Source organism: Ruegeria sp. C6 (assembly GCF_056537625.1).
Genome location: NZ_JBQFRW010000001.1, coordinates 89,957 through 114,172 on the forward strand (window position 1 = coordinate 89,957; position 24,216 = coordinate 114,172).

A 24,216-nucleotide genomic window follows, 5' to 3' on the forward strand; every position below is an offset into this window, starting at 1 on the left:
AGGCGGCGCGCCTGCTGCGGTGAAGAACCATCTGAAAATGGAAAGAAATTGTTAGGCGGAGTGTGCGCCATCTGACAGTGTTTTGACAAAATCCAGAACCTCGGTCACCGGTTTTCCGGAACCGATCTGGCTGACAATGGCAGATCCAACTACCGCGCCATCGGATACACTCGCGATGTTGCGAGACTTCTCTGGCGTATTGATCCCGAAACCGACGATCACGGGCAAATCAGTTGCAGCTTTGATCCGAGCGACCTCGGGCCCAACATCGGTTGCCTGCGCTTCGGCAGCACCGGTTATGCCGGTAATCGATACATAATACACAAAGCCGGATGTGTTTTGCAGTACGCGAGGCAGGCGTTGGTCATCGGTCGTCGGCGTCGCCAAGCGGATGAAGTTCAGCCCGGCAGCTTGCGCGGGCAGACAAAGCTCTTCGTCCTCTTCGGGGGGCAGGTCGACGACAATCAGCCCGTCGATCCCCGCTGATTTTGCATCTGCCAGGAATTTCTCGACACCTCGGCTGTAGATCGGATTGTAATATCCCATCAGCACGATCGGTGTGGTGTCATCGGATTCACGAAAGGCGCGGGCCAAATCCAGAGTGCGTTGCAATGTCATTCCACCATCCAACGCCCGTTGGCCAGCAGCCTGAATGGTCGGGCCATCGGCCATCGGATCGGTAAAGGGCAGGCCCAACTCGATGACGTCGACACCTGCGCCGGGCAAACCCTTCACGACCTCCAGCGATGTGTCGTAGTCGGGATCCCCGGCCATGACATAAGCTACAAATGCCTTTTTGCCCTGTTCCTTCAGGGCGGCGAATTTGGCGTCGATACGGGTCATCGGAAATCCTTGCACTCGGGTTTGGACCTGATGTGCAGAAACTTTCGCTGAAAATCAATCCCGCTTGGGGGGCTTCCGATCAGAAGGCGTAATGGTATCTCAGCAAAAGTGCGTTTACACCTGGGTTGTCTTCCTGCGTGCTGGCGTTGGATATATGAGTGATAGCGGCAGACAGTTTGTTGCCGCTTTCCAGCGTATAGCCAAGGCCCAGTAAGCTGCGTATCTGAAAACTGCCGCCCAGATCATTCAGTTCGTTGGATTCACTATAGTATCCCGGCATGACACTGCCCTCGATGAACCAACGGTCCGCAAAAGTGTAAAGCCCGATCAGGCCCGCGCCAACATGCGTGTCACCGTCGGTATCAACAGACAGGGACGCACCCCAGGTGGCGCTGAAACGGGTCGCTTCGTAGAAAGAGCGATGCTGGTATTCCAGCGAAACAATTGCCTGATCTTCGCTCTCAGCGCTGGAATAATCTGCGTAGCCTGCTCCGAAAATGATGGATTGGGCCTGTGCTGCAGTAGCGGCTGTCAGCGCAAAAGCCAGAATAACAAGGGATTTCATTTTTACCTACTATGTCCGTCGTTCGTTGGTATTGGTTTTATTGAGGAATGTAGGTGCATGTTTTCAATGGACGCAAGAACACAAATCGATGTCGATTTTGTGATGTGGCAGAATAGACTCGCGGCTGTGTTCAGGCGCTTTGCCTTGCGCATTGCACCGGACCTGCCTAGAAGCGGCGCTCGAATGGTATCAGGAGGCCGTCATGGGCTTTAAAATGGGAATCGTGGGTTTGCCGAATGTTGGCAAGTCGACTCTCTTCAACGCACTGACCAAAACTGCGGCAGCTCAGGCGGCGAATTTCCCGTTCTGCACCATCGAACCCAATGTGGGGGATGTCGCCGTTCCTGATGACCGGCTGGATAAACTGGCGGCGATTGCGTCCTCGAAACAGATCATTCCAACCCGCATGACCTTTGTGGATATCGCTGGTCTGGTGAAGGGCGCTTCGAAAGGCGAGGGGCTCGGCAACCAGTTTCTGGCAAACATTCGCGAGACTGACGCGATTGCCCATGTGCTGCGTTGTTTCGAAGATGGTGACGTGACCCATGTGGATGGCCGCGTTGATCCGGTGGCCGATGCCGATACGATTGAGACCGAGCTGATGCTGGCCGATCTGGAAAGCATCGAAAAGCGTCGCGCCAATCTGGTGCGCAAGCTGAAGGGCAATGACAAAGAAGCGCAACAGCAGGACCGCCTGCTGGCCGAGGCGCAGGAGATGCTGGGAAACGGCAAGCCAGCGCGTCTGGTTGAAGTGTCTGATGAAGACGCCAAGGCATGGAAAATGCTGCAACTTCTGACCACCAAGCCGGTGCTTTATGTCTGCAACGTGTCCGAAGAAGAGGCCGCCGAAGGCAACGAGTACTCTGCCAAAGTCGCTGAGATGGCTGCCGCGCAAGGTAATGCTCATGTCATTATCAGTGCCAAGATCGAGGAAGAGATCAGCCTTCTGGAAGACGACGAGGCACAGATGTTCTTAGAGGAAATGGGTCTGGAAGAGCCCGGCCTCGACCGTCTGATCCGCGCGGGCTACGACTTGCTTAAGCTGGAAACTTATTTCACCGTCGGCCCGAAAGAGGCCCGGGCCTGGACCATCCGCACCGGCACCGCCGCACCACAGGCCGCAGGTGTCATCCACGGAGACTTTGAGAAGGGTTTCATCCGTGCCGAGACTATCGCCTATGACGACTACATCGCTGCCAATGGCGAACAAGGTGCCAAAGAGGCGGGTAAGATGCGGGCCGAAGGGAAAGGCTACATCGTCAAGGATGGCGATGTGATGCACTTTTTGTTCAACACCTGAGAAGCCACCAAAGCAGCCACTGCTCAGCTTATAACCTCGGATTTTCTGCGAAGAACGGGCCGATATCGGGTTGCTCGTGTGTGAATGCCATTGTCCACTTCATGTTGTGGTGGGCTACGTAGATATCCGCGCCAAAAGATGTGAAATCTGGATATGTTTCTGAGACGCAGCGATACGACCATTTGATATCTTCATCAAAGATAACATACGCGGCAGGCCACTGGTTCTTATAGGCATTTAAAGCGTCATCGCCCGCCCGCGCGATTTGAAACCCGTAACTGAAACCATGCCAGCGAAAGCGATTGTGAATCCAGGAACCGGTTGATTTCTTTACGTTCCCGGCGAATGTCTGATGCCAGCATTGAACAACCTCACCACCTTCTTTGGAATTGAGAGGATCAAAATCGACGCATTCACGCACCAAGAAGTCCTCAATTTGGTTTCTCGTAAGGTTCATGGAATAATTCGGTTCTATGTTGTTGTTAAACCGGCATATCGCGCGTTATGGCGAAGTGTCAAAACCGCTCAGGTGGCAAGATGCGATCCTGTTAGTTTCATTTGGGCTGGAACAGCAGTTCGGCAGGCTCAACCACCCGAGTATTGCATGTATCTGAAGCGTCGATCCTGTGGCAGCCAACAAATTGACGATGCTCGCATCTCACACATTTCTCTCGTGCAGAAATGTGGTTAGTTTGGATTTTGACCTGATACTTGAGACAGCTCTAGATGATCGAAATCCGCGACCTGCAATTGCTCAGCGCATTGGCGCGGCATCGTCATTTCGCTAAGGCAGCTGAGGAATGCGGGATTTCACAGCCTGCGTTCTCGATGCGAATCCGAAACCTGGAGGATCGGCTGGGTGTCTCCATCGTTCGCCGCGCAAACCGATTTCAGGGGCTAACCGAAGAGGGCGAGATGATTGTCCAGCGCGCGCGGCGCATTCTCGACGACACCAAGGCTTTGGAACAACAGGTGCTCGCTGCAAAGGGTGAGATCACCGGCACGCTTATTTTGGGTGTGATCCCTACAGCGATTGCCTTCACCGGGCGTCTGACGAAGCGGTTGCGCGATGCGCATCCACGTATCGTGACCCGGATTGAAACAATGTCTGCAACGGCCATTCAGCACCGGTTGGACGAAGGAAGTCTGGATGCTGGCATCACTTATGGCGACAGTATCGGTACCGATCTACGGCAAGTGCAGCGCTTGTACGAAGAAACTTATGTCCTATTGGTCCCCTCGCATATGACCGATGAGACAGGCCCGATCCCATGGGCCCGCGTGGCCGAGTTTCCCCTGAGCCTGCTGGAACCACAGATGCAGAACCGGCGGATTTTGGATCGGATATTCGCCGAACAGGGCTTGCACCCGGATATTGTAGCCGAGACAAGCGGATTCACAGCCTCGATGGTCATGGCACGCGAGGGGCTAGCGGCCACCGTGATTCCACGCGTGCTGGTGCGGGCGCTGGGCGACCTGAAGGACACAAGGGTGCTGTCCCTGATCGAACCCGTGGTGAGCAAGCCGATTTGTCTGGCCACACTCACTCGTGACCCGGAATTGCCTACGGTCGCGGCCTTGCGCACAGTGACGGCGTCTTTGCGGTGATAAACTGTCGTTATCGTGCGATTGAAATATGCGATTTGACGATATGCTAGTCTGATGAGACACGGGGCCTCAATCGGAGGGCATCATGGCACCATTAGACACCAAGCCATCAGGCGCGCCAAAGGGCGTCTGGAAGTCAGGTAAAGGCAAGGGGCGGCACACACCCAAAGGCCGTCAATTCTCGGACGAGGCACAAGCGGAAATTGCACGACTGTTGGGTGACCGCCCGCGACGTCGCGACCTGCTGATTGAATTTCTGCATTTGATTCAGGACGCACACGGCCATATCAGCGCCGACCACATCGCCGCTCTGGCGGTTGAGATGCGGATCGGGCAGGCTGAGATTTACGAAACCGCAACCTTCTATGCCCATTTCGATGTAGTGAAAGAGGGTGAAACGCCTCCTCCGGCGTTGACGATCCGTGTGTGCGATTCGCTGTCCTGCGAAATGGCCGGTGCCCAGCAGCTGCAAAAAGCGCTGGAAGACGGTTTGGATGCCTCGCAGGTCCGCGTTGTCCGTGCGCCCTGCATGGGACGCTGCGACACCGCTCCAGTGCTGGAGATCGGTCACAACCACATCGACCACGCGACCCCCGAAAAGGTGCAGGCCGCGATTGCGGCGAATGACACCCACGCCCATCTGCCCGATTACGAAGCCTTTGCGGTTTATGAAGCCAATGGCGGCTACGCCAAACTGAAAGAGCTGCGCGAGGGCGACGATTGGGAGAAGGTGCAGGAAGACGTCCTGTCCTCGGGCCTGCGTGGTCTGGGCGGCGCTGGCTTCCCGTCGGGCAAGAAATGGGGCTTTGTTCGCATGAATGAAGGCCCGCGTTATCTGGCTGTCAACGGCGATGAGGGCGAGCCCGGGACATTCAAGGACCGCTACTATCTTGAGCGCACGCCGCATGTCTTCCTCGAAGGGATGCTGATCGCCGCTTGGGCCGTCGAGGCAGAGACCTGCTTTATCTATATGCGCGACGAATACCCGGCAGTTCTGGAAATCCTGCGTCGTGAGATTACCGCGCTCGAACAAGCCGGGATCGTCGAAGAAGGCTATATCGACCTGCGCCGTGGTGCTGGCGCTTACATCTGCGGCGAAGAATCCGCGATGATCGAGTCGATCGAAGGCAAAAAAGGCCTGCCGCGTCACCGTCCTCCATTCGTGGCGCAGGTTGGGGTCTTTAACCGTCCGACCTTGGTGCACAATGTCGAGACGCTCTATTGGGTGACCAAAGTTTGCCGTGAAGGGCCTGAATGCCTTAACAGCACTGAAAAGAACGGTCGAAAGGGTTTGCGTAGCTATTCGGTCTCGGGTCGTGTCGCAAAGCCGGGCGTTTACCTTCTGCCCGCTGGCTCGACCATTCTGGACGTGATCGAGGCTGCCGGAGGCATGGCCGGGGGCCAGACCTTCAAGGCTTATCAGCCGGGTGGTCCATCCTCGGGTCTGTTGCCTGCATCGATGGATGACATCCCGCTGGATTTCGACACGTTGCAACCACATGGCACCTTCATCGGGTCCGCTGCGGTTGTGGTTCTGTCCGATCAGGACACCGCCCGCGATGCGGCACTGAACATGCTGCGCTTCTTCGAAGACGAAAGCTGCGGCCAGTGCACGCCCTGCCGTGCAGGCTGCGAAAAGGCGGTCAAGCTGATGCAAGCCGACAAATGGGATCAGGACCTGCTGGAAGACCTGTGTCAGGTCATGGGCGATGCCTCGATCTGCGGTCTGGGGCAGGCGGCCCCGAACCCGATCCGCCTGGTCATGAAACATTTCGCTGACGAAATCTGAGGGAGACAGCCATGCTTGATGCAAGCCCAAACAAGACCGTCACCTTCAACCTGAATGGCGAAGATGTCACCGTGCCCGAGGGCTGGACCATCTGGGAAGCCGCAAAGGGGCAGGGGTTCACTATCCCTCACCTGTGTCACAAGCCGCAACCCGGTTACAAACCCGATGGCAATTGCCGTGCCTGCATGGTCGAGGTAGAAGGCGAGCGCACGCTGGTCGCCTCGTGCATCCGTCCGGCAGCCGACGGCATGGTGGTTAAGACCGACAGCGACCGGGCCGAGAAATCGCGCGCGATGGTCATGGAGCTGTTGGTCGCGGATCAGCCTGAGGAAGCGCACGACACCTCCAGCCACTTCTGGGATATGGCCAAGCTGAACCATGTCAGCGACAGCCGTTTCCCGGCGAAAGAGGCCGAGAAAATCCCGCTGTTGGATGACAGCCACGTTGCGATGCGCGTCAATCTGGACGCCTGCATCAACTGCAACCTCTGCGTCCGGGCCTGCCGCGACGTGCAGGTCAACGACGTGATTGGTATGGCCGGTCGTGGCCACACAGCGCAGGTGGTGTTCGACCAGAACGACCCGATGGGTGCTTCGACCTGTGTGGCTTGTGGTGAATGCGTGCAGGCCTGCCCGACCGGTGCTTTGATGCCAGCAACCGTACTGGATGACCAGCAGCGAGGCGACAGCAAGGACTACGACTCGGAAACGGAAAGCGTCTGCCCGTTCTGCGGCGTGGGCTGTAAGGTTTCGCTCAAGGTCAAAGACGGTAAGGTGAAGTATGTCGAGGGCATCAACGGCCCCGCAAACGAAGGTCGTCTGTGCGTCAAAGGCCGCTTTGGCTTTGACTACATTCACCATCCGCATCGCCTGACCAAGCCGCTGATCCGTCGCGAGGATGCGCCTGCGAAGGGCCTGAATGTTGATCCCAGCGATCTGTCGACTCACTTCCGCGAAGCGACCTGGGAAGAGGCGATGGATCTGGCCGCCACCAAGCTGATGGCTTTGCGTGACGAGGACCCACGCAGCGTCGCGGGCTTTGGTTCGGCGAAATGCACCAACGAAGAAGCCTATCTGTTCCAGAAGTTCATTCGTCAGGGCTTCCGCCACAATAACGTCGACCACTGCACCCGTCTGTGCCACGCGTCATCTGTTGCGGCCCTGATTGAGAATGTGGGCTCGGGCGCTGTGACCGCGACCTTCAACGAGATCGAAAACACGGATGTGGCGATCATCATCGGGGCCAACCCGATTGAAAACCACCCTGTCGCTGCGACCTACTTCAAGCAGTTCACCAAACGTGGTGGCAAGCTGATAGTTATGGACCCGCGCGGCGTCGGGATGCGCAAGTTTGCTGATGAGATGCTTCAATTCCGTCCCGGTGCGGATGTTTCGATGCTGAACGCGATCATGAACGTGATCGTCGAAGAAGAGCTCTATGACAGCCAGTACATCCACCGCTGGACCGAGAACTGGGAAGCCGAGAAAGAACACCTGCGCCAGTTCACGCCTGAGGCTATGTCGCCGATCTGCGGCATCGAACCGGATCAACTGCGCCGAGTGGCGCGTACCTTTGCGCAAGCCAAGGCCGGTCTGATTTTCTGGGGTATGGGTGTCAGCCAGCACATCCATGGCACCGACAACTCGCGCTGCTTGATCTCGTTGGCTCTGATGACCGGCAATGTTGGTAAACCCGGTGCGGGTCTTCACCCTCTGCGCGGGCAGAACAACGTGCAAGGTGCCTCAGACGCGGGCCTGATCCCGATGTTCCTGCCGGACTATCAGTCCGTTACCGACGACGGCATTCGGGCCAAGTTCACCAACGTCTGGAATGACGACCGCGACTTCTCGAACGAGAAGGGGCTGACCGTCACCGAGATCATCGATCAGGCTTATGTGGGCAACATCAAGGGTATGTACATCCAGGGGGAAAACCCCGCCATGTCCGACCCCGATGTGAATCACGCGCGCGACGCACTGGCCAAGCTGGAACTGATGATCGTGCAGGATATCTTCCTGACCGAAACGGCGAACTATGCCGACATCATTCTGCCCGCCTCAGCGCTCTATGAGAAGAACGGAACCGTGTCGAACACCAACCGTCAGGTACAGCGGGTCCGGCCCGCCGTGACCCCTCCGGGTGAGGCGCGCGAGGATTGGAAGATCACCGTTGAGCTGGCGCAGCGGATCGGTTTGAACTGGGATTATTCCGATGTTTCTCAGGTCTTTGCTGAGATGAAGCTGACGATGAATTCGCTCGACAACATCACGTGGGAACGGCTTGAGACGGAGACGATCACTTACCCGTCACTGTCCGAGACAGACCCAGGTCAGGCGATTGTGTTCGGCGATGGTTTCCCACGTGCGGATGGTCGCGCCCGGTTCACGCCAGCCAGTGTCATCCCACCGGATGAGGCCCCGGATGATGAATACCCGATGATCGCCACTACAGGCCGCCAGCTGGAGCATTGGCATACCGGGTCGATGACGCGCCGGTCCAACGTTCTGGATGCCGTGGAACCTGAAGCGAACTGCTCGATGAACCCGCGTACATTGAAACTGATGGGGATTGAGCCGGGCGATATGATTCGTCTGACTACTCGCCGCGGTTCGATTGAAATCATGGTGCGGGCCGACCGGGCGATTGCCGAAGATATGGTGTTCATCCCGTTCGCTTATGTCGAGGCGGCGGCGAATATCCTGACCAACTCGGCCATCGATCCTTATGGCAAGATCCCCGAGTTCAAGTTCTCGGCAATTCGCGTTGAAAAGATCGCAGACGCCGTCGCGGCGGAATAGTCTTCAATCAACTGAAAAAAAAAGGCGGCCCTTTGGGGTCGCCTTTTTTTTCAGTAGTCGCGTTCGAAAAAGATACCCAAGCCCGTCTCACCCCGGCCATCCACCGTGCCGCGCACCGTGAAGCTGTCGGTGACGTCGAGGTTCAAGTTCACCTCGGTGTCACCTTCGGTATTGACGGTGAAATCGGTGTAGAGATTGTCGCTTAGATATGCGCCCGCACCAAGGCTGCCCCCACCGCCCTCAGTCGCGCCAAGGTCGATAGTGTCCAGGCCCGTGGCCTCGCGCACCCCTTTGGTAGTATCCCCGCCGGCGCCGCTGAGTTGGGCCAATGAGGCCGCCATCTGCGCAATGACAAACGGTGACAGTTCTGAGAACCGGTTGCCGAACAAGAGCATTGCAAGTGCTTCCTCGGTCGGGCGTTCAGGATCTGAGAAAACGTCGACCTCGGGTGAGTCCAGCGGCCCGGCGATCTCGATCGTTGCGGTGCCGTCCGAGGTGCTGGAGGACGATTCAAACTCGATATATGGCGTCAGGTCACCCTGCAGAGTGACCACACCCTTAGTCAGCGCAAGGCGGCGACCAAGGATATCGATATTACCGCGGATAAGCTCAATCTGGCCTGACGGCACAACAGAAGTTGTAGTTCCACCAATCTGTATGCGACCGCCCAGTTCCGCGTTCACGCCGCGTCCTCGGACAAAGACTGCCTTGGGTGCAAGCAATCCGATGTCGAGCGACATGCGCGAGTTGCTTTTAGTCTCCTCCTCGGTTTCCACCAGATTGGCGCGTTCCCGCGTTACGAAACCGGCACGGCTTTCGTTCAGGTGTTGGATCGTCGGAATTGGTGCTGCGCCGACTGCTCCTGCGGCGGCTGCAAGATTGATGTTGGTTTCGCCAAAGTTGATCTGCCCGGCCAGCGAACTGTTCCCGGCCAATGCCCCGGTCAGGGCGATCTGACCGTTCAATGTGGTCTCATAGAGCAGCTTGTCTGTCAGCACGAGATTGTTGAGCGCTGTGGTTATCTGGGCGTTGAAGGGTGGCGTCAGATCAATCGGGCCGTTGACGGTAAACCCTCCGCCCGCTCGTAACCCACCCTGCAGTGCAATCGTGGCGCGGCTTTGCGCGATGTTTACGGAACCCCCGATGCCAGTGATTGTCTGTCCCACATCGGGCAAGGCCATCGACGCGCCGGATGTTGAAATCGTTCCGCTAAGCGCATCCAGCGCAGGTGCCCCTTTCAGGGCCAGGTCGAACCGGGCAGTACCGGCCAGATTGTTGGGAGAGATAAATGCATTGGCGATACCGATATTGACACCGCCCTGCATCTTCAGGTCCGCTTCGCCGCTGGTTTCGTTAAAGGTCCCGGCAACTGTCGTATTGATATCGGCGGGGCCATTAGCCTTTGCGTCGATGGTCCACATCCCGGCGTCGCGGCGGGCGGTACCACTGGCGGCGACGGTTCCGGGGAAATCGGGCACAAAACGTTCGACCCGATTCAGGCGGGCGTCAAAGTTTAGATCCGCGGTGCCACCGGTTTCTACAGTTCCGGTTAAATTGGCGTACGAGCTATCTGGTCCCTGCAGGCGCGCATTGCCTTCCAAACCGGACCCTGTAGGGGCGACGTTGCCATCCAGCGTGAGCGGCCCGGACAATGTCGAAGATAGACGGCCGATGTCGTCCAGCATGGCCGAGAAATCGAGGCCACCGGCCTCCCGATCCAATCGGCCCGAGGCATCTGCGGTCAGCGCGGTTCCGTTCAGACTGAAAGTGCGGATGTTCAGCCCCTGATCATCGTTGGCGGCATCCACGTTCAGCGTGGTTCGTCCCTGTACCAACGCATCTACGGCTTGGATACCCGTGGCAAGGTCGTCTGCGCTCAGGTTGCCTTTGATATCAAAGGCCTTGCTGCTTTGCGCGGCCCGACCGGTGACGTCGGCATCAATCGACCCGGCCAGATCAAGCCCGGCGAGGCCGGAGAACAAAGACAGGTCGGGGGCGTTCAGCTTGGCGCTTCCATCCACCGTGATGTTTCCGGTGGGGTCATCGATGGTTGCGCCCACCTCGGCAGTAAGAGCAGCACTTTTGACCGTTGCGTTTCGAATAACGATTTGGTTGCCCGAACGCGCACCGTCCAGATTGATTGATGTCCGGCCTTTCAACAGCGGGTCGAACTCGCTCATCCCGGTTTCGATATTTGTTCCGATCACGCTGGCTTGGCCGTCGAATTCCAACGTCTGTACGGTGCCTTTGCCATCCAGCCGGGCCTGTAATGCGCCCGCCAGATCACGCTGTGCGATGCCTGAGAACACCGCCAGATCGGGGGCGTTCACGCTGGCCTGACCGTCAATTGTCAGATTGCCATTTGGCGTCGTGACCGTGCCGCTGGCCTGCGCTGTCAGAGCGTCGCCATTCACGGTGAAATCGCGAATTGTTACCCCATCGGTGTCGCGTTTGGCATCCAGAACGATTTCGGTTTCACCCGTGATCATTGGATCAATATCGTCACGCCCGGTCACCAGATCACGCCCATTCACCGTGACCTTGCCGTCAAAGCTGCGTTCCAGTGGCGAGCCCTTTCCAGCCACCTGGACCGAAGCCTCGCCACCAAGCTGAAGCTGTGCCAGGTCCGAGAACCGCGACAGGTCGGTCGCCTGCAGCAGTGCCGTGCCATCAACCTGCAACCCGGTCGCAAGCCCGCTGATCAACGCATCAGCGTCTAGAGTATAGTCGCTGCCGACCAGTTCGACCCCGGACAATTGCAATGTCTGGTCGCTGCCGTACTCGAACTGTCCATCCAGTGTGATCTGATTTCCGACGGCGGCATTCAGTGCGACATCTGTCAGATCAATGCCATCGAGCACAGCCTGCAGATCGCCATCGACCGACAGCCCGCTGGATTGATCTAGCGTGCCTTGCCCGCTGATCCGTGCGTGATCGAGGTTCAGGTTGGGGGTTTCAATCTTGTTGGTCGTCAGGCTCAGGTCCCAGAGATTGCCATTCTCGGTATTGTACAAGGCCGAAATCTGAGCCGCGCCGATTGACGTATCGCCGCCGCTGACGGGCAGAACGACCTTGTCACCTTCCGGCGGTGTGATACGCCCTTGCAGGGCGACCAGTTTCAGAACACCACCCGAAGCAAGGCTGAGTTCGCTTTTGAGGTCCAGCGCTTCCGAGGTAATCTCGATATCCGATATATCCAGCGCCCCGTCAGAATGGGTGCGCCCATCTACAAACAGCCGTGTGTCGGTACCGAAGAACGTGTCCATCTCTTCGGCCAGAAACGGCGTCAGGTCGCCTCCGACATCGGCAGTAAACGCGATTCCATCGGAGGCGTTGCCACTCTCTTCGGCCGTGCGCAGTCGTACCTGACCGGACACGCGAAGCTGCTGATCGCTGCTTAGACCGATATCAGCATTAAAATCCGTTATCGGCCCCGAGCCTTTTGCAGTCAGCTCAAGCGGCGGGGCATCGGGGATGGATAGGGCCGTCGCGATCAGCCCGCCTGAGGCTTCGGCTACGGTCAAGTCCAGATCGATCTGGCGGCTGTCGTTCTGAAAGCCTGCTTTCAGATCAATCGTGTCCCCGGCGCGGTCCAGTCGGTCGATATCCAGCGTAGTATCCAGTGTTCCATCAGCCAGCGATAGGTTGCCGTTCACGGCAAGCTCGGCAGCGACGCCGATCAGCGGCTCACCTAAATACAGGTCATCGACACGCAGCTCTCCGATTTCGATCGAAACCGGAAGCTCAGGTAGTTGGAAGGGTTGGGTTTCGGCTGAAGGGGGCGGTGCGTCCTTAGTTGTTGTACCGGGTGCGCGGGCGATATCTATTTCCTGCGCCGATAGTGTGTTGACCGAGAACCGACCGCGCAGCAGTGCCAATCGGTTCCAGTCCAATTCAGCGTTTTTAATGGTGAGCCAGACGCCGTCGTCATCGGCGACTGTGATTTCCTGAATCGTCGCACGCGAACTTAAGGCACCTTCAAGGCCGATCACCCGCACATTCTGATCATCACCGGACAGGGTATCTTGCAGAAACTGCTCGATCATGCTGCCGCCCTCGTCCTGAGCGGTCGCCGCGATGGGAACGGTGATCGCTGCTGAACTTAGCAACAGGGGATATACAACGCGACGCATCAAAAGGCCTGCCCGATCCCGAGGTAGAATTGCAGCCCGTCACCCGTATCGCCCTGAACCGGCACCGCAAGGTCAAAGCGCAAGGGCCCGAAGCCGCCCAGATCATAACGGATTCCAAGGCCCGCGCCAGAATGCTCTTCCGCGCCGCTGCCGATGAATGAGGACGTGTCGACCACACCGTAGTCATAAAACCCAACCAACGAGATTGCGTCAGTGACTTTGCCTCGGACCTCGGCTGAGAGCCCCAGAAAAGATTTGCCACCGGCGACACCATCCCCGACGGGGATACCTAGGCTTTCAAATGGCTGACCCCGTACTGTACCGGCACCACCCGAGAAGAACAGGAAATCTGGAGTCACACCATCTGCCGGAGGTCCGAGGACCGATCCCAACTGCACCCGGCCTGCCAACACCAGCCGACCGGCGGTGCCCAGATCGTTATAGGCGCGACCGTCAAAGAACATTCTCAGGCCGGTATCCGACCCGGAGAACCCGACAAAGGGCATGACTTGCGAGTCTAGATAATAACCGCGCGTAGCACTGACTTTGCTGTCGCGTTCATCCCACTCTGACCGGAACGGAAGAATGAAGTATCGAAACTTGCGACCATCGCCATAGGCGTCATCCGCGTCCGACCATTGGAAACCTGCCGAGGCTTCGGCGTAAAGGCGGTCAGAGAATGTGCGGCGTGCACCATAGGCAAGCGAGGCGACGGTGACGTTGTAGTTTTCGGTATTGCGCCGCTCCAACAGCGCGCTCCAGAATGTATTGTCGTCAGGGCCCAGACGATCAGGTTGATCCAGCCGCAGACCAATGCGTCCATCGATATCCTCGGCCCCGCCGATATTGCGGATTGCCGCCTCGAACCGCAGCCTTTCGGCTCGCCGGAAAACGTTTCGATGGGTCCACGTAGCGGTAAGATCAACCCCGTCGCGCGAAGCAATCTCGGCCCCAAAGGTCAGGCGGCGCGGTGGCAGGTCTTCAAACGTCGCGTCGAAATCAAGCGTGCCATCCGGGTTGGGTTCTTCATGTTCCTTGAGCGAAACCGTAGCGAATGTGCCGGTGCGCCGCAGGCGGGTGCCAACCTTTTGGACCTGTTCAGGCGAATAAACCTCACCCGAGGGGAAGCCCGCGATTTTCTCGATCGATCGATGGCGGACATTTGTATCGCCCTGAATGATCATTTTACCGAACCGCAGCCTTGGCCCCGGAGCCAGATCAATTGTCGCGTCCAGCCGTGCCTGCGCATGGCGCGCTATTACTTTCTGATCTTCCACTTCCGCCTTGGCATGGCCTGTATCGCGCCAGCCCTGCACCCCGGCCGAAGCCGCCTGTTGGATCGCTCCGGTGGTCGCGGTCTTACCCGTGGCGAACTCTTCGGGCAGTTCCGTGCCCAGTGCCAGCGGTTGCACGACAGCCGTTCCGAACTTGAACTTCCGCCCTGGTGTGACAAGGATAGTCGCCCGTTTGAATTGGGCTGGAACGTTCAGCGAATTGATTTTGGCGGCTTCCTGCCCGTCAAGCTTGATGCTGACGACGGGGCTGAAATAGCCTTCGTCGTACATGATTTGAACGATGGTGCGGTAGTCGGACAAAGCTGCCGACAGTATTTCCAGTGACGTATCAAGACCACGCGATTCCGAGGTGAAGATGGATGAAGTCTCTTCCAAGCGGTCGACCAGATCTTCAGATGCACCAGGGGCGGATAGGGTCGTTTCTAGCGCGGTAGCAAGATTGGGGGACAAGGCCACAAACGCACCAAAAAGCCAGCCTCTCAGATCGCTGCGCGGTCTGCTCCCTGTCATTGTCTGGCTCCAACTGCCCCAAGTCGAAATCGCTATGGCCGCGAAACAAAACGAATGCGGCGTGTTGAATTCATTTAGAGCATCTGACGGCGCTTAGGGGAAGAACTAAACAAAGTTCAGGTGTTTTTATTGGCAAACTCGTGTGCCAATCCGCTACAGACCGGCATTTCGGAACCAGCGAACAATCGCATCCCGGTCTTCAGGTTCCATATAGGTCACGTTCGCGGGAGGCATGGCATGTGTGACGCCGGATTGCAGATAAATCTGCTGCGCGTTCTGAGCAATGTCAGCTTTTGTTTCCAGCAGGACACCTTTGGGTGCCCACAGGATGCCTTCCCAGACAGGCTCGCGCGCGTGGCACATAGAACAGCGACCCAGAACTATGTCCTGTGCTTCTTCAAAGCCATCCGCTGATGCGAATTTCTGTTCGTAGGGAGTTAGTTGCCGTGCTTCGGCCTCTTCCAACGGGTCGTTCATCGAAGCAGTCGACAACCACATGATGGTCATGAACAGCAAAGCCGTTACCAACCAGGTCCAGGTTGGGTTTCCAGCGCGCGCATGGCGGGTGTTGAAATAGTGCCGGATCGTGACACCCATCAGGAAGACCAGCGCGGCGATGATCCAATTGTACTCGGTCGCAAAAGCCAGCGGATAGTGGTTCGACAACATCAGAAACACGACCGGCAATGTCAGATAGTTGTTGTGGGTCGAACGCAGCTTGGCGATCTTGCCGTATTTCGGATCAGGTGTGCGCCCGTTCTTTAGATCGTCCACCACAATGCGCTGGTTTGGCATGATGATGAAAAACACATTTGCGGTCATGATTGTGGCCGTGAAGGCCCCCAGATGCAGCATCATCGCGCGACCGGTGAATATCTGGTTATAACCCCAGCCCATAATCACCAGCAGCACGAACAGAAGAATCATCAGCAATGTCGGACGCTCGCCCAATCCCGACTTGCAGAGAAAATCGTAGACCTGCCAACCGACAGTCAACGAGGCAGCCGAGATCAATATGCCTTGCCATAGCGCCAGATCCGCCTTTTGGGCATCGATCAGATAGAGCTCTCCGCCTACCCAGTAGACGATCATCAGTAGCGCGGCACCGCTGAGCCATGTGGCGTAGCTTTCCCATTTAAACCAGGTCAGGTGGTCGGGCATACGCTCCGGAGCGACGAGATATTTCTGGATGTGATAGAATCCTCCGCCATGGACTTGCCATTCCTCGCCGTCCGCCGGTCCGGGGATATCGCGGTTCAAACCAAGATCCAGCGCGATGAAGTAGAAGGATGATCCGATCCAGGCAATCGCGGTGATAACGTGCAACCAGCGCACGCCAAAACCAATCCAATCCCAGAACACGGCGAAGTCGTACATGCTTATGTCTCCGATTGCGTTGCGCCACACTAGGCAAACGGGCTTTTCTTCGGTATTCCCGTATATTGTCAAACTGTATCAAAAAAAACGATAAGATGTCCTATCTCGACAACATTCGAACCTTTGTCCGGGTCTATGACTTGGGCAGCATGTCAGCCGCCGGGCGGGATATGAGAATTTCGCCTGCGGTGACGTCGGCGCGAATTTCGCAGTTGGAGGATCATCTGGGAGTACGCCTGTTTCAGCGCACAACCCGGAACCTGACACCAACGGAACAGGGACGGGCGTTCTACCCCGGCGCGGTTGCAGTTCTGGATGCAGTTGATGAGGCAGAGGCCCAGGTCACGCATCTGACCGAAGCCCCCCGCGGGTCTCTGTTTGTTGCTGCGCCCTTGGGTGTCGGGCGCCGGTTATTGGCGCCTCATGTGCCTGATTTTCTGTCAGAATACCCTGAGATTGATGTGCGTCTAAGACTGACAGACCGCTCGGTTGATCTGACCACCGAAGGCTTGGATCTGGCTTTTTTCATCGGTCAGCCCGAAGACAGCACATTGCGCATTCGCAAGATTGCGGATTGCCAGCGTGTGCTATGCGCGGCCCCTGATTACGTGAGCCGATGTGGGATGCCCGAAGCTGGATCCGATCTGATTTCAGGCAAGCATGAATGCTTGAACCTGCGCTTCCCTGGCGCGGCAGAGTTTCAGTGGATGCTGGAAACTCCCGATGGCCCGAAACGATTTGCTGTCTCGGGCAGGTATGAATGTGACGATGGTGATGTTTTGACCGATTGGGCGCTGTCTGGGCAAGGTATTGCCATGAAACCCGTTTTTGAGGTGTCAGAGCATTTGAAGGCGGGGAGGCTGATCCCGGTGGCGATGAAGACGCCTCCGGTTCCCGTGCAAATGGCCTGCCTGTATACGCATCGCCGCCATCAGGACCCGAAAGCGCGGCTGTTTATGGATTTCATGATTGACCGGATCGGCAAAGTGGTTCGAAGCGCCGAAGTCTAGGGCTAGCTGCCCCGGTAGGTCGAGTAGCCGTAGGGGGACAACAGCAGCGGAACGTGGTAGTGCGCGTCCGCATCGGACATGCCAAAGCGGATCGGCACCTGATCCAGAAACAGAGGATCATCGCCATCCTGACCCGTCGCGCGCAGGTAATCTCCGGCGAAGAATATCAGCTCATAAGTGCCGGTTTTAAAGTCGTCCTGCGGTAAGATCGGGCTATTGGTTCGGCCATCCGCGTTGGTTTCCATCTCGACCAGTTTACGGTGCGAGTTCCCTGACACTTTGTAGAGCGCGATTTTCAACCCCTCAGCGGGGCAGCCGCGCGCCGTGTCGAGAACGTGGGTTGTCAGATAGCCAGCCAAGGGTCTCTCCTATGCGTTTCTTTTGGTGTGCCACAGTCTGGGCCAAACCGCAAAATGGTTGAAATGCCGAAAGAAGTGGAAACAGTGTTCGGATTGATTTGATAATCAATAGACCGTTTCTGCGGTAAAGCTGTCAAAACACCTAATCGGACTGGAAGACCCTATGCAGCCGCCTCGTTACCCCCGCGATATGATCGGATACGGAGCCAACCCACCTGACGCCGCATGGCCCGGCGGGGCGAAACTGGCTGTGCAGATTGTGTTGAACTACGAAGAAGGCGGCGAGAACTGTGTTCTGCACGGGGACGCTGCGTCCGAGGCGTTCTTGTCCGAGATCGTTGGGGCGGCGCAGTGGCCGGGCCAGCGTCATTGGAACATGGAATCGATCTATGAATATGGCTCGCGGTCGGGGTTCTGGCGCCTGCATCGCTTGATGAAAGACCTACCGATCACCGTTTATGGTGTGGCTACCGCGTTAGCGCGTTCGCCAGATCAGGTTGCGGCGATGAAATCGGCAGGGTGGGAGATTGCCAGCCATGGCCTGAAATGGGTCGAGCACAAGGATATGCCCGAGGCGGAAGAACGGGCCCAGATCGCCGAAGCGATCCGTCTGCATGCCGAAGTTGTAGGGGATCGCCCGCGCGGCTGGTACACTGGGCGCTGTTCGGACAACACCGTGCGTCTGGTCGCCGAGGAAGGTGGCTTTGCTTATGTTGCCGATACCTATGCAGACGATCTACCCTACTGGATGCAAACCGGTGGTCGGGATCAGTTGATTGTTCCCTACACGCTGGATTGCAACGACATGCGCTTTGCGACGCCACAGGGGTTCAACGCCGGGGATCAGTTCTATTCATATCTGAAAGACAGTTTCGACGTGCTTTATGCGGAAGGTGAAGCTGGCGCTCCCAAGATGCTGTCGATCGGCTTGCACTGTCGCCTGATCGGGAGACCGGGTCGTGTTATGGCACTGAAACGATTTCTGGATTACGCGCGCGGGTTCTCGGACGTGTGGTTCGCGACGCGATTGCAGATTGCCGAGCATTGGGCCGAAAAGCACCCGGCGGCTGAGCGTCCACAACCCTCGCAAATGGGCCGCGAAGAATTCGTCTCTGCGTATGGAGGTATCTTCGAGCATTCCGCTTGGATCGCCGAGCGCGCCTATGATCTGGAATTGGGCGCGGCGCATGACACGGCAGGCGGATTACACAATGCTTTGACCCGCATGTTCCGGTCCGCCTCAACCGAGGAACGGTTGGGCGTTTTGACGGCCCACCCTGATCTCGCGGGAAAACTGGCGCAGGCTAAGCGGCTGACACAGGAAAGCACGTCCGAGCAAGCCTCGGCAGGGCTTGATGCGCTGACGGATGAGGAACGCGCCACCTTCACCGAACTGAACCAGCGCTATACGGAAAAATTCGGCTTTCCGTTCATCGTTGCCGTACGGGACCACAACAAGGCTTCGATCCTAAACGCATTCGAACGGCGCATCGAACAGGATCGCGAAACCGAGTTCGCCGAGGCCTGCCGACAGGTCGAGCGGATTGCCGAGTTCCGTCTTCGCGATGTGCTGCCCTCATGACACGGATTGTCGCTGAACCGATCTCGGCCGAAGCTTTCGCACCGTTTGGTGATCTGATTGATGTGTCAGGTGAGGCCGACAAGATCATCAACCAGGGCCAGTGCGGGCGGTATCATGATCGGGCAAGGCTGGATTTCGGTGATGCCCAAGCGGGCATCAGCCTGTTCAATGCAAACCCACGCGAACTGCCCTATCAGCTAGAGATGGTTGAGCGTCATCCCGACGGCAGCCAGGCGTTCATTCCGATGACTCACCAGCCCTTTCTCGTGATCGTCGCCCCGGATGAGGAGGGGCAACCGGGTCGTCCTCGCGCGTTCATTACACAGCCAGGACAGGCGGTGAACTATCACCGGGGAACATGGCACGGAGTTCTGACACCCTTGCATGGACCCGGTCTGTTCGCAGTCGTTGATCGGATCGGGGAAGGCCCGAACTTGGAGGAATACTGGTTCAGCACACCGTACGAGGTGGTCAACCGCTGAAACCAGAACCGAAGCCGCCGGAGAAGCGGTAAGAACCCCATTGGATCTTAGGGAGGACAATGAGATCATGGCTGAAACTTCGATAGGGACGCCTGAACAGCTTCGGGACCCGAACTTCACACCCGCCTTGCATAAGGCGATACCGCTGGGCATTCAGCACGTATTGGCGATGTTCGTCTCGAACGTGACACCGGCCATCATCGTGGCGGGTGCTGCCGGGTTTGGATTTGGGTCGAACTCCCCGGATTTTCCCGAACTGCTGTACCTGATCCAGATGTCGATGCTGTTTGCAGGGCTGGCGACACTGCTGCAGACTATCACGATTGGCCCGGTCGGAGCGGCTCTGCCGATTGTACAGGGAACGAGCTTTGCGTTTTTGCCCATCATGATCCCTCTGGTCGCCGGAAAAGGCGTGGATGCCTTAGGGGCGCTGTTTTGCGGTGTCCTGGTTGGCGGCTTGTTTCATGCCTTTCTTGGCCTCTTCATAGGCAAGATACGGTTTGCGCTTCCGCCGCTGGTCACCGGACTTGTCGTAACAATGATCGGTTTGGCGCTGGTCAAGGTCGGCATACAATACGCCGCTGGTGGTGTGCCTGCGATTGGAACTCCTGAGTATGGATCGCTGCTCAACTGGTCGGCTGCACTGGTTGTGGTTGTTGTGACGCTTGGCCTCAAGTTCTTTGCGCGCGGCATGCTGTCGGTGTCTGCCGTACTGGTCGGATTGGCGGTTGGTTACGTCTATGCTCTGATGGTCGGGATGGTGACGTTCGAGGCCATTGGCACAAGTTGGTCACGCGCCTCAGCTTTTGCTCTGCCCGTACCATTCAAATATGGGTTTGAGTTCTCTCTGGCCGCCGTGATCGGCTTTTGTCTCATGTCTTTCGTCTCGGCCATCGAGACCGTCGGTGACGTATCGGGAATCACCAAAGGTGGTGCAGGTCGCGAAGCAACCGACAAGGAAATCGCGGGCGCGACTTATGCAGATGGTTTCGGAACAGCGATTGCCGGTATGTTTGGCGGGTTTCCCAATACGTCCTTCAGCCAGAATGTCGGTTTGATTGCGATGACGGGCGTCATGAGCCGCCATGTCGTGACCTGTGGAGCTATCTTCCTGATCCTGTGTGGCCTTGTGCCAAAAGTCGGGGCAATTATCCGCACCGTGCCTATCGAAGTGCTGGGCGGTGGTGTGATCGTCATGTTCGGCATGGTGGTCGCGGCAGGTATCTCGATGCTGTCAGACGTGGATTGGAACCGTCGCAACATGGTGATCTTTGCGATTTCGCTGTCGATCGGTCTTGGGTTGCAGCTGGAACCCGGCGCGGTTCAGCACCTACCTGATACACTTCGTATCCTGATGACCAGCGGCCTGCTGCCCGCAGCGCTGATCGCCATTGTACTGAATTTGGTCCTGCCAGAAGAATTGGCCGAAGAATCGACTGAAGAGGTTTCAGGGGGTATGGCCGGTCACGGGGCGGGTAGCCTACCTCACGATTGAAGTCTTGAAGTAATCCGCAGCGTGCTTCAGCGCTGCGGATTACCCAGCGTTTGCCATCAGGCGCGCGACATCCAGCATGCGGGCTGAAAACCCCCATTCATTGTCGTACCAGCCAAAGACCCTGATCTGCCTCTCTCCAATCATGCGCGTCTCGGGCCCCGCCACTACCAGTGACTCAGGGCGGGACCGCAAATCAGATGACACCAAGGGCAAATCAGTCCAGCCCAGCACGTCAGAAGCTGCGACCGCGTCGCGAAACGCTTGTTCGAATTGATCTGCGCTCATGCCACGTTCTAGCGTGGCGACAAGATCAACGGCAGATACGCTGGCCGTCGGAACACGCACCGCGGCCCCCGACATACGACCGGCCAGGTCTGGCAAGACGATATCAATCAAATGCGTCGCGCTCGAGGTCGTGGGCACCATCGACAATGCCCCGGCGCGCGATCGGGCCAAATCCCCGCGTGGCGCATCGACCATCGGCTGGCTGTTTGTATAGCAGTGGATGGTGGTCATGTGCCCGGACACAAGCCTGCCGATTTCATCAATCAGCTTGACGAGCGGTGCCAGACCATTGGTGGTGCAGGATGCATTTGAAACGATCCGTGCGCTGCCCAATTGATCTTCGTTTGCCCCCAGTACCAGTGTGACTTCGGCAGCGGGTGAAGGGCCGGAAATCAACACTTTATCCGCCCCAGCAGTCAAGCCCCGGCTGGCCACGTCGGATGTTCGCGCGATGCCGGTGCAATCGAGCATGACATCGACGCCGGACAGATCGACCTGTGCCAAATCGGCGCTGTGAGACATCAGAATAACGCGGCCATCGATATTCAGTGCTTCACCTTCGGTCGTGACCGAACCCTGATAGGGGCCAAACGTGCTGTCATATTTGAACAGGTATGCGCATGTTTCCAGCGGTGCGATATCGTTGATCAGCACCAGTTCTACATCCGAATGCTGCGGCAGGCTTAAGACCTGACGCAGAATGGTGCGGCCGATACGACCGAATCCGTTGATCGCGAGTTTCATGCGCAAGCTATGGCAGGCAGATCAGGCGATCTCAATCAAAGTATTGTACCAATTTCAGTTGCAGCTGACCTGCGAAAAGAACTGGCCCGAAATGTTCTGGTACATGCTGGAATAGATCGCCTTGCAGCCGGTCGCCTTCTGTATCGCGGCCATTGCCTGGATGGTGCGAAGACGTGGCGGCGGGCCAAAGGGGTTCAGATTGTTATTATCCCGCGTCGCCCGATAAACCACAGGCGCGTCCGAGACCTGCGTCACCGCCCATGTGCGGCTCATGACGAAAACGGATTTGGTTTCTTCCTTGGCTGCGACCGGGGCGGCGTTGAACGCCGAAAGGCCAAGGGTGGCAACCAGTGCAATCATCGTACCGCGCAGTAACATCGAACAATCTCCAGTGCTGAAAACTCATTTGATTTCATCAGATTCCAGCGATTCTGTGAACCCCTTTACCAGAACTTGACCCGGTAAAGCCCCGATCGTCAGCTACCTAGACGGTACAGACAACGGCATGTGCCTATTCACATCCTTGTACAACAGATAGCGAAACCGTCCCGGTCCGCCTGCGTAACAGGCCTGTGGGCAGAAAGCGCGCAGCCACATGTAGTCACCGGCCTCGACCTCGACCCAATCCTGATTGAGCCGGTAAACAGCCTTGCCTTCAAGCACATAAAGGCCGTGTTCCATCACATGGGTTTCGGCAAAGGGAATCACGCCACCGGGTTCGAAATTGACGATGTTGACATGCATGTCGTGACGCAGGTCCTGCGGATCGGTGAAGCGGGTGGTAGACCAGCGGCCTTCGGTGCCGGGCATTTCGTTGGGTACCACGTCGCGTTCATTGGTGATGATCGGGTCAGGGGCGGGCAGGCCGGGCACTGCATCATAAGCCTTGCGCACCCAATGGAACCGGGCAACTGAATCGCCATGGTTGTGCAGCGTCCAGTCGCTGCCCGGGGGGATATAGGCATATCCACCGATCTCAAGAACATGATCCGCTTCGTTCAGGGTCAGCGTGACGCTGCCCTCGACCACGAAGATCACCCCTTGCGCATTTGGGTCGGTTTCGGGCGTATCGCTGCCACCGCCGGGCTGCACCTCCATTATGTATTGCGAGAATGTCTCGGCAAAACCACTCAGAGGCCGGGATAAGACCCAAAGACGTGTATTCTCCCAGAAAGGCAGAAAGCTGGTGACGATGTCGCGCATCGTGCCTTTGGGGATTACCGCATAGGCATCGGTGAACATGGCACGGTCGGTCAACAGTTGCTCTTGCCCCGGATGTCCGCCTGTCGGTGCATAATAGTTAGGATGTGTCATCAAATGCCTCTGCTTCGTCTGGGGACAATATGAGGCGATCTCACGGGCGGACCTAGCGCCTGCCTTGCGAAAGGTTTGTTCGGGATAATTTGAAGGTGGCCAAGTGGGGCTTGGCCGCACACGCATAGAGGTATATCTATGGACGTGAAAGTCATTCAAATCGGCGAGGCCCTTTGATGAAAGCCTTTGTTTACACAGCGCTGGTTGCTGCACTTTTTCTGGGGGTGGGTGGAATAGCACAGGCTAAACCACTTTCCCGAATCATCGCGGAAATGGGATTGAGCCCCGCTGACTTTGAGGTGTTGAACGACACCTCAAACGCGTTGCTGTCGACGGGCACTCCATCCGTGGGGCAGGAGAGGGCTTGGCTCAATCAGGACACCGGCTCGAAGGGGACAATCCGCGTGCAAAGCGTTCAGGGCAATTGTGTGATACTTCAGCACTTTGTGCAGCCTGAAGGTGCTGCACAGGCCCGCGATATCAGAACGCGCCGCTGCAAGACCGCTGATGGGAACTGGATCCTGACACCTTAAAGGCCGTTGCACTGGCCAGCACCCGAACTAGCACAGCTGCAACCTTGTGATTTGCTCCAGCTAATTTTACCGCAGGCCCCCTGCTGGGCATCGCATTGATGCTGGACCGGGCTCAATTTGCGTGAATGACGTTCCGTCACTTAGCTGGACACGCTCATGGCCACTAAGCCATCCTCGGACCAAAGCCAAAGACC

Annotated in this window: 19 protein-coding genes; 9 read left to right on the forward strand and 10 right to left on the reverse strand. The window is 57.3% G+C overall.

The features are described 5' to 3' along the window. Positions 1 to 51: 51 nt before the first annotated feature. Together trpA and ACR0MJ_RS00435 are read right to left on the reverse strand one after the other, a co-directional pair. Positions 52 to 843, reverse strand: a complete 792-nt coding sequence (gene trpA / locus ACR0MJ_RS00430) for a tryptophan synthase subunit alpha (RefSeq protein WP_170511464.1) — start codon at positions 841 to 843, stop codon at positions 52 to 54. Positions 844 to 922: 79 nt separating this feature from the next. After that, on the reverse strand, positions 923 to 1,408 hold the full coding sequence (locus tag ACR0MJ_RS00435; RefSeq protein WP_170404502.1) for an acyloxyacyl hydrolase: 486 nt from the start codon (positions 1,406 to 1,408) through the stop codon (positions 923 to 925). A gap of 202 nt (positions 1,409 to 1,610) precedes the next feature. Here ACR0MJ_RS00435 and ychF point away from each other — a divergent pair, with 202 nt between their 5' ends. Next, positions 1,611 to 2,708, forward strand: coding sequence for a redox-regulated ATPase YchF (gene ychF, locus ACR0MJ_RS00440; protein ID WP_170626499.1), 1,098 nt, complete (start codon positions 1,611 to 1,613; stop codon positions 2,706 to 2,708). A gap of 28 nt (positions 2,709 to 2,736) precedes the next feature. On the opposite strand, the gene ACR0MJ_RS00445 is transcribed toward ychF, so the two are convergent. Next, complete coding sequence (locus tag ACR0MJ_RS00445; RefSeq protein ID WP_255612130.1) at positions 2,737 to 3,129, reverse strand: DUF4275 family protein; 393 nt, start codon at positions 3,127 to 3,129, stop codon at positions 2,737 to 2,739. 305 nt (positions 3,130 to 3,434) lie between these two features. Here ACR0MJ_RS00445 and ACR0MJ_RS00450 point away from each other — a divergent pair, with 305 nt between their 5' ends. From ACR0MJ_RS00450 to fdhF, 3 genes are all read left to right on the forward strand, one after another. Next, positions 3,435 to 4,316 carry a LysR family transcriptional regulator gene (locus ACR0MJ_RS00450; protein WP_170397481.1) on the forward strand — a complete coding sequence of 294 codons (882 nt, stop codon included), beginning with the start codon at positions 3,435 to 3,437 and terminating at the stop codon, positions 4,314 to 4,316. Positions 4,317 to 4,401: 85 nt separating this feature from the next. Then, positions 4,402 to 6,105, forward strand: a complete 1,704-nt coding sequence (locus ACR0MJ_RS00455) for an NAD(P)H-dependent oxidoreductase subunit E (protein ID WP_170564607.1) — start codon at positions 4,402 to 4,404, stop codon at positions 6,103 to 6,105. Positions 6,106 to 6,116: 11 nt separating this feature from the next. Further along, the gene (fdhF, locus tag ACR0MJ_RS00460) at positions 6,117 to 8,903 is read left to right on the forward strand and encodes a formate dehydrogenase subunit alpha (RefSeq protein ID WP_480758383.1); all 2,787 of its coding nucleotides are present in this window, start codon (positions 6,117 to 6,119) and stop codon (positions 8,901 to 8,903) included. Positions 8,904 to 8,953: 50 nt separating this feature from the next. Here fdhF and ACR0MJ_RS00465 read toward each other — a convergent pair whose 3' ends face one another. The 3 genes from ACR0MJ_RS00465 to ACR0MJ_RS00475 form a co-directional block, all read right to left on the reverse strand. After that, complete coding sequence (locus ACR0MJ_RS00465) at positions 8,954 to 13,036, reverse strand: translocation/assembly module TamB domain-containing protein (RefSeq protein ID WP_480758385.1); 4,083 nt, start codon at positions 13,034 to 13,036, stop codon at positions 8,954 to 8,956. Further along, positions 13,036 to 14,841, reverse strand: a complete 1,806-nt coding sequence (locus ACR0MJ_RS00470) for an autotransporter assembly complex protein TamA (protein ID WP_480758388.1) — start codon at positions 14,839 to 14,841, stop codon at positions 13,036 to 13,038. Before ACR0MJ_RS00470 ends, ACR0MJ_RS00465 begins: the two co-directional genes overlap by 1 nt. 153 nt (positions 14,842 to 14,994) lie before the next feature. Next, on the reverse strand, positions 14,995 to 16,218 hold the full coding sequence (locus ACR0MJ_RS00475) for a urate hydroxylase PuuD (RefSeq protein ID WP_480758390.1): 1,224 nt from the start codon (positions 16,216 to 16,218) through the stop codon (positions 14,995 to 14,997). 95 nt (positions 16,219 to 16,313) lie between these two features. On the opposite strand from ACR0MJ_RS00475, the gene ACR0MJ_RS00480 reads away from it, so the two are divergent. Further along, entirely contained in the window at positions 16,314 to 17,228 is a 915-nt protein-coding gene (locus tag ACR0MJ_RS00480) for a LysR family transcriptional regulator (protein ID WP_170511345.1), read from the forward strand. 2 nt (positions 17,229 to 17,230) lie between these two features. On the opposite strand, the gene uraH is transcribed toward ACR0MJ_RS00480, so the two are convergent. Further along, positions 17,231 to 17,587, reverse strand: a complete 357-nt coding sequence (uraH, locus tag ACR0MJ_RS00485; RefSeq protein ID WP_170404478.1) for a hydroxyisourate hydrolase — start codon at positions 17,585 to 17,587, stop codon at positions 17,231 to 17,233. 163 nt (positions 17,588 to 17,750) lie between these two features. Between uraH and puuE the strand changes: the two genes are divergently transcribed. The 3 genes from puuE to ACR0MJ_RS00500 all read left to right on the forward strand — a co-directional run bounded on the left by puuE (position 17,751) and on the right by ACR0MJ_RS00500 (position 21,146). After that, a complete protein-coding gene (gene puuE / locus ACR0MJ_RS00490) occupies positions 17,751 to 19,169 on the forward strand; it encodes an allantoinase PuuE (protein ID WP_480758393.1) in 1,419 nt (472 codons plus the stop codon). Continuing rightward, complete coding sequence (locus ACR0MJ_RS00495) at positions 19,166 to 19,651, forward strand: ureidoglycolate lyase (protein ID WP_170663892.1); 486 nt, start codon at positions 19,166 to 19,168, stop codon at positions 19,649 to 19,651. The genes puuE and ACR0MJ_RS00495 overlap by 4 nt, the downstream gene beginning before the upstream one ends. Positions 19,652 to 19,718: 67 nt before the next feature. Then, the gene (locus ACR0MJ_RS00500) at positions 19,719 to 21,146 is read left to right on the forward strand and encodes a nucleobase:cation symporter-2 family protein (protein ID WP_170511354.1); all 1,428 of its coding nucleotides are present in this window, start codon (positions 19,719 to 19,721) and stop codon (positions 21,144 to 21,146) included. Positions 21,147 to 21,185: 39 nt separating this feature from the next. On the opposite strand, the gene ACR0MJ_RS00505 is transcribed toward ACR0MJ_RS00500, so the two are convergent. The 3 genes from ACR0MJ_RS00505 to ACR0MJ_RS00515 all read right to left on the reverse strand — a co-directional run bounded on the left by ACR0MJ_RS00505 (position 21,186) and on the right by ACR0MJ_RS00515 (position 23,489). After that, positions 21,186 to 22,175, reverse strand: coding sequence for a type I glyceraldehyde-3-phosphate dehydrogenase (locus ACR0MJ_RS00505; protein ID WP_480758396.1), 990 nt, complete (start codon positions 22,173 to 22,175; stop codon positions 21,186 to 21,188). 54 nt (positions 22,176 to 22,229) lie between these two features. Further along, positions 22,230 to 22,553 (reverse strand): hypothetical protein, encoded by a 324-nt coding sequence (locus tag ACR0MJ_RS00510; protein WP_170397457.1) that lies wholly within the window; start codon positions 22,551 to 22,553, stop codon positions 22,230 to 22,232. Between the two features lie 102 nt (positions 22,554 to 22,655). Beyond that, positions 22,656 to 23,489 (reverse strand): bifunctional allantoicase/(S)-ureidoglycine aminohydrolase, encoded by an 834-nt coding sequence (locus ACR0MJ_RS00515; RefSeq protein WP_170511358.1) that lies wholly within the window; start codon positions 23,487 to 23,489, stop codon positions 22,656 to 22,658. A gap of 176 nt (positions 23,490 to 23,665) precedes the next feature. Between ACR0MJ_RS00515 and ACR0MJ_RS00520 the strand changes: the two genes are divergently transcribed. Next, positions 23,666 to 24,022, forward strand: a complete 357-nt coding sequence (locus tag ACR0MJ_RS00520) for a hypothetical protein (protein WP_170404458.1) — start codon at positions 23,666 to 23,668, stop codon at positions 24,020 to 24,022. The last annotated feature ends 194 nt before the right edge of the window (positions 24,023 to 24,216 follow it).

Excerpts from the sequence above, each read along its gene's own strand:
- ACR0MJ_RS00450 (WP_170397481.1), top strand. The coding sequence starts at position 3,435 with ATGATCGAAATCCGCGACCTGCAATTGCTCAGCGCATTGGCGCGGCAT.
- ACR0MJ_RS00505 (WP_480758396.1), bottom strand. The coding sequence starts at position 22,175 with ATGAAACTCGCGATCAACGGATTCGGTCGTATCGGCCGCACCATTCTG.
- fdhF (WP_480758383.1), top strand. The coding sequence starts at position 6,117 with ATGCTTGATGCAAGCCCAAACAAGACCGTCACCTTCAACCTGAATGGC.
- ACR0MJ_RS00465 (WP_480758385.1), bottom strand. The coding sequence starts at position 13,036 with ATGCGTCGCGTTGTATATCCCCTGTTGCTAAGTTCAGCAGCGATCACC.
- ACR0MJ_RS00470 (WP_480758388.1), bottom strand. The coding sequence starts at position 14,841 with ATGACAGGGAGCAGACCGCGCAGCGATCTGAGAGGCTGGCTTTTTGGT.
- ACR0MJ_RS00435 (WP_170404502.1), bottom strand. The coding sequence starts at position 1,408 with ATGAAATCCCTTGTTATTCTGGCTTTTGCGCTGACAGCCGCTACTGCA.
- ACR0MJ_RS00480 (WP_170511345.1), top strand. The coding sequence starts at position 16,314 with ATGTCCTATCTCGACAACATTCGAACCTTTGTCCGGGTCTATGACTTG.
- trpA (WP_170511464.1), bottom strand. The coding sequence starts at position 843 with ATGACCCGTATCGACGCCAAATTCGCCGCCCTGAAGGAACAGGGCAAA.
- puuE (WP_480758393.1), top strand. The coding sequence starts at position 17,751 with ATGCAGCCGCCTCGTTACCCCCGCGATATGATCGGATACGGAGCCAAC.
- ACR0MJ_RS00475 (WP_480758390.1), bottom strand. The coding sequence starts at position 16,218 with ATGTACGACTTCGCCGTGTTCTGGGATTGGATTGGTTTTGGCGTGCGC.
- ACR0MJ_RS00455 (WP_170564607.1), top strand. The coding sequence starts at position 4,402 with ATGGCACCATTAGACACCAAGCCATCAGGCGCGCCAAAGGGCGTCTGG.
- ACR0MJ_RS00495 (WP_170663892.1), top strand. The coding sequence starts at position 19,166 with ATGACACGGATTGTCGCTGAACCGATCTCGGCCGAAGCTTTCGCACCG.
- ACR0MJ_RS00510 (WP_170397457.1), bottom strand. The coding sequence starts at position 22,553 with ATGTTACTGCGCGGTACGATGATTGCACTGGTTGCCACCCTTGGCCTT.
- ACR0MJ_RS00515 (WP_170511358.1), bottom strand. The coding sequence starts at position 23,489 with ATGACACATCCTAACTATTATGCACCGACAGGCGGACATCCGGGGCAA.
- ACR0MJ_RS00520 (WP_170404458.1), top strand. The coding sequence starts at position 23,666 with ATGAAAGCCTTTGTTTACACAGCGCTGGTTGCTGCACTTTTTCTGGGG.
- ychF (WP_170626499.1), top strand. The coding sequence starts at position 1,611 with ATGGGCTTTAAAATGGGAATCGTGGGTTTGCCGAATGTTGGCAAGTCG.
- ACR0MJ_RS00500 (WP_170511354.1), top strand. The coding sequence starts at position 19,719 with ATGGCTGAAACTTCGATAGGGACGCCTGAACAGCTTCGGGACCCGAAC.